General features: G+C 37.1%; 5 protein-coding genes and 1 tRNA gene. 3 read left to right on the top strand and 3 right to left on the bottom strand.

Annotated elements, in window-relative coordinates; translation table 11 throughout:
- Window positions 1-431 precede the first annotated feature (431 nt).
- The 3 genes from A2003_RS09225 to argG form a co-directional block, all read right to left on the bottom strand.
- Window positions 432-1,597 (bottom strand): IS3 family transposase gene (locus tag A2003_RS09225; protein ID WP_125316795.1). Its coding sequence is split into 2 segments (ribosomal slippage): window positions 432-1,330 and window positions 1,330-1,597, totalling 1,167 coding nucleotides; the frame shifts between segments, so codons are not numbered across the junction.
- A 612-nt stretch (window positions 1,598-2,209) separates the two neighbouring features.
- Complete coding sequence (locus tag A2003_RS09215; RefSeq protein WP_004953417.1) at window positions 2,210-2,893, bottom strand: pirin family protein; 684 nt, start codon at window positions 2,891-2,893, stop codon at window positions 2,210-2,212.
- Between the two features lie 191 nt (window positions 2,894-3,084).
- Window positions 3,085-4,428 (bottom strand): argininosuccinate synthase, encoded by a 1,344-nt coding sequence (gene argG / locus A2003_RS09210; protein ID WP_004913003.1) that lies wholly within the window; start codon window positions 4,426-4,428, stop codon window positions 3,085-3,087.
- A gap of 293 nt (window positions 4,429-4,721) precedes the next feature.
- Here argG and A2003_RS09205 point away from each other — a divergent pair, with 293 nt between their 5' ends.
- The 3 genes from A2003_RS09205 to A2003_RS09195 all read left to right on the top strand — a co-directional run bounded on the left by A2003_RS09205 (window position 4,722) and on the right by A2003_RS09195 (window position 7,935).
- Entirely contained in the window at window positions 4,722-6,752 is a 2,031-nt protein-coding gene (locus A2003_RS09205; protein ID WP_039048318.1) for an NADPH-dependent 2,4-dienoyl-CoA reductase, read from the top strand.
- An 86-nt stretch (window positions 6,753-6,838) separates the two neighbouring features.
- Window positions 6,839-6,929: transfer RNA gene (locus A2003_RS09200), tRNA-Ser, on the top strand.
- A 160-nt stretch (window positions 6,930-7,089) separates the two neighbouring features.
- Window positions 7,090-7,935, top strand: a complete 846-nt coding sequence (locus tag A2003_RS09195) for a DUF6236 family protein (RefSeq protein WP_151769490.1) — start codon at window positions 7,090-7,092, stop codon at window positions 7,933-7,935.
- Window positions 7,936-7,964: the final 29 nt, after the last annotated feature.

The following is a 7,964-nucleotide window of genomic DNA, read 5'->3' as shown; positions in this document are numbered from 1 at the left end:
GCTGAAAAACCCTTTACAGATAGGTTTGTGCAACAAAGCCGATAACAATTAAAAAATAAAGGAAAGTTTTTATTGGTTTTATTATCGATAAGTATTAATGATAATATATTGTTACATAAAAAATTGGCACCAATTTAGCACCAATTATTCTTTAGTTGTTGATTTTAATATGAAAATATTACGTTGACATCGTAGAGGTCTCCAGTTCGAGTCTGGATATACCTACCAAAATTCACTGTTAAATCAGTATATTAAAGCCCACTCTAAAAGTGGGCTTTTTTATTTTCGGGGTATTTTTGGGGAACTCCGTTCGGTTTTAATGGGAATAAGTACAATAAATCGCCGTATTTTGAACTTAAAAAATCACCTAAAACTGACACGTTGCGGCTGATGTGTGTTGATAAAAACGGAGGCTTTCGCTTGGGAGGATTCTAGACAGCCAACCTGTAAAAGTCCTCTGCCATTTGATTTGGTGTCTTAAAATCCAATCCTTTTTGGATTCTTTGCTGATTATAAAATAGCTCTATGTATTTTGTAATATCTGCTTTCGCTTTTTCCCTCGTTTCATAAGTACGATGGTGTATAAGTTCATTCTTTAATATGCCCCAGAAGCTTTCAATTGGTGCATTATCAAAGCAGTCTCCACGCTTACTCATTGAACCTTGAAAATCATATTTTTCAATCATATTTCGATATACATGACTGCAATATTGACTGCCTCTGTCTGAGTGAACAATTAAGCCTTGTGGCGGTTTTTGATTCCGAATAGCCATTTTAAGAGCATCACAGACCAACTGTGCTGTCATACGTTCATTTAGACTATAGCCAACAACCTGCTTTGTATAAAGATCCTTTGAAGCAGCCAGATATAGCCATCCTTCGTTTGTCCAAATGTAGGTAATGTCACTTACCCACGCGTGGTTTGGAGTGCTCACGTTAAATTTTTGCTCTAATAAGTTTTTGTAGACGGGACGGTTGTGATCACTGTTTGTTGTTCTTTTAAAGCGCTTATGGCGCTTGCAAAAGAGTTTATTGACCTTCTTTATTGTACGTACTGCATATTGGCTAATTTGAACACCTTGAGCGTGTAAATGCTTACTCAGGCGAATATAGCCATAGCTTTCATTGGTCTCCTGATGTGCTATTTTCACCATGATAGTCTGCTGATTTCTTCGAATTTGTTTTTGGCTTAAGCCACTTTTCAACCACTCATAAAATCTTGATACTGAAACTTTTAACAGCTTCGCCATCATGGTGATTGGGTATGTATCTTTATACTGTTTCATGCAGGCGTACCTCACTGACTTTCTTTGGCAAAGTACGCTACTGCTTTTTTTAAGAATTCTCTTTCCAATTCCGCAGTTTTAAGTTGCTGTTTCAGCTTCTTATTTTCTTCGAGCAGAGCAGCAAGTTCAGGGGAATATTGTTGTGTTCCAACTAATGTTCCAGATTTAGCTTTGCTGTACCAATTGGAAAGCGTTTGCATGGATATGCCAAGCTGTCTTGCTGTTTCCGAAACATTGCCTTTATTTTCTTCAATCTGTTTTATAGCTTCAGCTTTGAATTCCGCTGTATAAAACTTTGGTTTTTTGCTCATGGTAAACTCCTGATGAGTACGTTTAGTTTACCAAGTGAAAGCTTCCGTTTTTATCAGCACACATCATTATGCTACTTGACTGAGACTGGTGTTGGTGATAATTTAATCAATAAGGAAGTCATATACTATTTAGGATTAAAGAGAAATCTTTCCTAAGTGAACAAAGATATGACAACCTGAATACACAGCTAACAACGAACGAAACAATTTTGATTGTTTTTAAAAATGTTCAAGGTTGTAGAAAAGCCCGTTAATCGGGCTTTTTTAATGCCAATTTTTAAAAGAAAATCTAAACTATATTTTGGAACAAAAATTAGAGTAGCAATAGGGGATTGTGGTGCTGATATTGATTATTTTAGTCTTTACCATTGGTTTGGTTTTCTTAATCTTATTAGCGAAGAAAGTTAAGTCTATACAGGATAATGCTGATTATAGTCATTCATATTCTTCAACAACTTCCGCATCTAATTCATATAAGGAACATGACGATCGGCATTCTGATGAATGTCGTTCTAGTGATGAATCAAATTCGGATTCTAACAGTTGTGATAGTAATAACCATGATTAAAAAAACTCGTACCTCAGAGGGAGAGATACGAGTTAAACTTCGACTTATGGTAGGTCAAACCAAATCATTTGGGCATCTTCAAGCCCCTTGATTGTTGCAGTCTCATCAAATAGTAAAGCATCGCCAGCTTTTACATGATGATCAGCAATCATAACTTCACCAGAAACCACGTGAACATAGTTCACTTTTTTCGTTGCTGTGATTTCTAATTGTTGATCCTTCTCAAGTACAGCTGTTTTTACTTCAGCATTTTGACGAATCAACATTGGTGCAGATTCATCACCAGCGATTAGATGCCATTGGTTAGGATGATCCTTAGGGTTGAGCTGAATTTGCTGATAAGTCGGTGCAGCATCTTGAACATTTGGTTGAATCCAAATCTGTAATAGATGCACTGCTTTATCATGTTTATTCATTTCGCTATGGGTCACACCTGTACCCGCACTCATTAATTGCCATTCACCTGCATTAATTTGACCTTCATTACCCATACTATCTTTATGAGAAATGGTGCCATCTAGTACACAGGTTAGAATTTCCATATTGTCATGCGGATGCGTACCAAAACCATTATGTGCTGCAATCGTATCGTCATTAATTACACGTAATGCACTCACACCCATGTATTTCGGATTGTACCAGCTACCAAATGAGAAACTATGGTAAGTATCTAACCAGCCAGCTTTTACATGACCGCGATTTTCACTACGATGTAGATAAGCATTCATCTTTCATCTCCTAATTCTTATGTTTTGCTTGATAGTAATAATATCGATTCATAATGGTTATAAATAGTCTTTAATTGCGACATATTGTTCTATTTATGGAATGATTTTTTATTAAGGATTTTTATTGAGCTATTAAAAAAGGCTGAATATATATTCAGCCTTTTCTGTAAGATAATTTACTTATCAATCGCTTACTTTGATTTGCTTTCCAATTGAGGAATTGCAGAACCTTGACCAACAGCAAGTAAACCTGTTTCAGTGTAGATACCAAGTTTTGCACGTGTATCGGTAATATCGAGGTTACGCATCGTTAACTGACCGATACGATCCATTGGTGTAAACATTGAATCACCTTTCTCCATTGTTAAACGCTCAGCTTCATAAGTGAGGTTAGGAGATTCGGTATTCATAATCGTGTAATCATTACCACGACGCAATTCTAAAGTTACAGTACCAGTAATCGCTTTAGCTACCCAACGTTGTGCTGTTTCACGAAGCATAAGCGCTTGAGAATCGAACCAACGACCTTGGTAAAGTAGACGACCTAAACGTAAACCATTGATACGATATTGTTCAATTGTGTCTTCGTTATGAATACCTGTAACTAAGCGCTCATAAGCGATATGCAATAGAGCCATACCAGGCGCTTCATAAATACCACGAGATTTTGCTTCGATGATACGGTTTTCAATTTGGTCAGACATACCAAGACCATGACGACCACCGATACGGTTAGCTTCTAAGATCAGCTCAACAGGATCTTCAATACGCTGGCCATTTAATGCAACAGGGAAACCTTCTTCAAAAGTAATTGATACTTCTTCTGCATCAATTTTTACATCTTCTTTCCAGAAAGCAACGCCCATAATTGGGTCTACGATTTTAATACCTGCATTGAGATATTCTAAATCCTTAGCTTCGTGAGTAGCACCCAACATATTAGAGTCAGTTGAATACGCTTTTTCCTTTGACATTTTATAGTCAAAACCGTTGTCGATGAGGAACTGTGACATTTCCGCACGACCGCCTAACTCATCAATAAAGGTTTGGTCTAACCACGGTTTGTAGATTTTTAGAGCTGGATTGGTCAATAAGCCATAACGATAGAAACGTTCAATATCGTTACCTTTATAAGTAGAACCATCACCCCAGATGTTCACATCATCTTCTTTCATTGCTGTCACAAGCATAGTACCTGTTACTGCACGACCTAAAGGTGTTGTGTTGAAATAAGGTACACCGCCAGTGCTAATATGAAAGGCACCACATTGAATTGCAGCAATACCTTCAAGAGCAAGTTGTAAACGACAATCGATTAATCGAGCTTTGACTGCACCGTATTGTTCAGCTTTCTTTGGAATAGCATCATAGTCATCTTCATCAGGTTGACCTAAGTTTGCTGTATAAGCATAAGGTTCCGCACCTTTTTGCTTCATCCACAATAAAGCTGCTGAAGTATCGAGACCACCAGAAAAGGCAATCCCAACTTTTTTGCCTACAGGTACGTGCTGCAAGATAGTTGCATTATCAGTCATTGCTTGTCCTAACGTTTATTAGTAAAGACCCCGAATAGGTGGTCTTGAGAATAAAAAATCGGAGCTATTGTAACACTTTTCATTGAGCTTGTTTTCCTCAAAGAAAAACTAAGCAGAAAAATTATGTGTGCTTTCATGTGGAATATTGAATTTTTAAGATGTAAATCATAACGGTTACATTTGTTTTGACTTTAGTGTCAGCATTTTCTTAAAAAAAGTCATAAACACGTATAAAAATTCAGTTAAAGTACTATGCAACAAGTTGCAAAGCCAATAAATATAGAAGGAATACCATGACTAGCTATGCAAATATCTTAAAACCATTACATTTGGGTTTTACGACCATTAAAAACCGTGTTGTGATGGGTTCAATGCACTCTGGTTTAGAAGACCGTTTTTTTAATTATCCTAAACTTGCAGCTTATTTTGGTGAGCGCGCAAAAGGGGGCGTAGGTCTTATTATCACTGGTGGTATTTCTCCAAACCGTCAAGGTTGGTTATTGCCAGCGGGTGGTACGATGAATAGTTTGGTGGATATTCCTCATCACCGTCTTGTTACTCACGCTGTGCATAAGCATGGTTCAAAAATTCTTATGCAGATTTTGCATTCTGGTCGTTATGGATATCATCCATTTTCAGTTTCTTCTTCGCCAATTCAAGCACCAATTAACCCATTTAAACCACGACAAATGTCAGATTCACAAATTCTGGCTACAATTGATGACTATGCACGCTGTGCAAGCCTAGCTAAAAAAGCAGGGTATGACGGTGTTGAAATCATGGGTTCAGAGGGATATTTAATCAATCAATTCCTTAGCAGCCACGTGAACAAGCGCACCGATCGCTGGGGTGGTGATATTGAAAACCGTATGCGTTTTCCTGTGGAAATTGTAAAAGCAATCCGTGCCAAAGTGGGTGAGAAGTTCATTATCTGCTTCCGTTTATCCATGCTGGATCTCGTGCATGACGGAAATACAATGCAGGAAGTGATCGTAGTAGCAAAGGCACTTGAAAAAGCAGGCGTGACTTTATTAAATACAGGGATTGGCTGGCATGAAGCACGTATCCCAACGATTGTCACTTCTGTGCCTCGTGCTGCATTTGTAGACTATACGGCTCATGTTAAACAGCATGTTTCTGTTCCAATCATTGCTTCAAACCGTATTAATATGCCTGATGTTGCAGAAGAAATTATTGCTTCAGGTAAAGCAGATATGGTGCAAATGGCAAGACCATTTTTAGCTGATCCATACTGGGTAAATAAAACTGCAACCAATCGTGTTGATGAGATTAATACCTGTATTGCCTGTAACCAAGCATGTTTGGATCATGCCTTTAAAAATCAACGTGTGAGTTGTTTAGTTAACCCACAAGCGTGTTATGAAACTGAATTGGTTTATATTAAAACTAAAAAACCAAAACGTATTGCTGTTGTAGGTGGTGGTGTTGCTGGAATGTCAGCAGCTACAGTCGCTGCAAGTCGTGGTCATGCAGTGACGTTGTTTGAAGCAAGTGATGATGTTGGTGGTCAATTTAACTTAGCGAAAGTTGTCCCAGGAAAAGAAGAATTCCATGAGACGATTCGTTACTTTAAAGTTCAACTTAAACAAACTGGAGTTGATTTACGTTTGAACACTCGCGTAAATCGTGAACAACTTGAACGTGAAGGTTTTGATGAAGTTATCGTGGCAACAGGTGTTGTTCCTCGTGCTTTAAAAATTCAGGGCAGTACAGCTCCACAAGTTTTATCTTATGCTGAAGTTTTAAGAGGCGCTGAAGTTGGGCATAAAGTCGCAGTTATCGGCGCGGGCGGTATTGGTTTCGATGTGTCAGAATTTTTGTTAAAACCGCCACATCAGCCTCAACCACAACCTTTAGCAGAATGGCAGCGTGAATGGGGGGTTGATCCAAATCCCGACTATATTTCTGAAGGTGGAACTCAACGTCCTGAAGTGGAAATGCCAGTTCGCCAAATTTATTTATTACAACGTAAAACGACACCTCTTGGTATCGGTTTAGGTAAAACATCTGGTTGGGTTCATCGTGCACAACTCAAAAAACATGCAGTACGTATGTTAAGGGGCGTTCAATATAAATCTGTGACTGATGAAGGATTGTGGATCGAGCACAATGGTCATGATCAGTTATTGCGTGTTGATACGATCGTGGTGTGTGCTGGTCAAGAATCTGTAAAAGATTTGATGCCAAAAGAAGGTGAGAACACCTTTGCCAATTATCATATTATCGGTGGTGCAAAGCTTGCTGCTGAGCTTGATGCAAAACGTGCGATTCGTGATGGTGCTGAATTAGCAGCAAAACTTTGATAATTGATGAAACATTATGCATTTGAATACATTGCAGTTAAATTTTTCTTGAATAAAAGAATCAAGCTTTGTATTCTTACGCACATGGAAGCGTGGCAGAGCGGTTTAATGCACCGGTCTTGAAAACCGACGAGGGCTTATACCCCTCCGTGAGTTCGAATCTCACCGCTTCCGCCAGATACTTGATTAAAATCAATAACTTAGCCCTGATTGTATCAGGGCTTTGTTGTTTTTGGGAGTTGAGTGACGTAAGCAAATAATAAGCATAAAATATTTTTGTTGCAGAAATAAATAATACGTATTAAAAATATTTATTACTAATAAATAAGAGGAATTTATGAAAAGATGTGTCGTTATACCACCAGCCATTATGAATGTTAGCCAAAATAATGTTCATCTTAAACGCTCTTATAATTCTGAAGATTTAATTTATTTCTGCTTATATTGGGATAAAGTTGCTACTACGGTTAGTCGAGTTATCCATATTGGTTTACCTTTTGAAAAAGAACTAATGGAAGCAGGGGTATTAGAGAGAAAAAGTTTTGAACATCCAAAGATATTTATGCCTGGTGGAGTCGGTGGTGGTGAAGATCAATTATGGAGTTTCGAGAAAATAGTTAAAGAAAAACTTGATGATGATAAAAATGATTGGATTATTCATCATTTATCTGATGAGCCTGTTTATTCGGATAATAATTCACTACGTCAAAATTTAACACGTTTAAAAATTACAAATTTATTGCCTATCCCTAAATTGAGCGAAAAGAATTCGATTATTGATATTTTAGAGTTTAAAGAGCGTCGAGCTGATGAACTTAAAGCCTTGCACTCAACATTAGATAATGTTTTAAAAAAGATACATTCTGAAGAGATTGAAGTTTTAAAAAAAGTTGAATTAGAACATTTGAGAATAGCTATTCAAGAATTAGATAAAACTGTAGTAGAAAGGTTTAAAGTGTATAAAAAATCTGATCTTGAAGTTTCGTTAGATTTAGGTCCTTCTAATATCCTTGACTTAGGTAAAGCACTTATAAACCCTCTAAATTTCATGGACGTTGGTACAGCTTTACTAAGTTTAATCTCAATAAGTCAAAAATATGGTGTTACTTTTAATTATCCAGCATTAAAAAATAAGTTGAATTTAGAGTATTTAGCAAGTGCAAAATCTGAATACATAATTTAGAAGCCTCTAAATATACTTATAAAATAGGA

The organism is Acinetobacter sp. GWC1_38_13, assembly GCF_001767535.1.
GTDB lineage: Bacteria > Pseudomonadota > Gammaproteobacteria > Pseudomonadales > Moraxellaceae > Acinetobacter > Acinetobacter junii.
The sequence above is the reverse complement of the archived record's forward strand: the minus strand, read 5'-3'. Positions and strand labels throughout refer to the sequence as shown.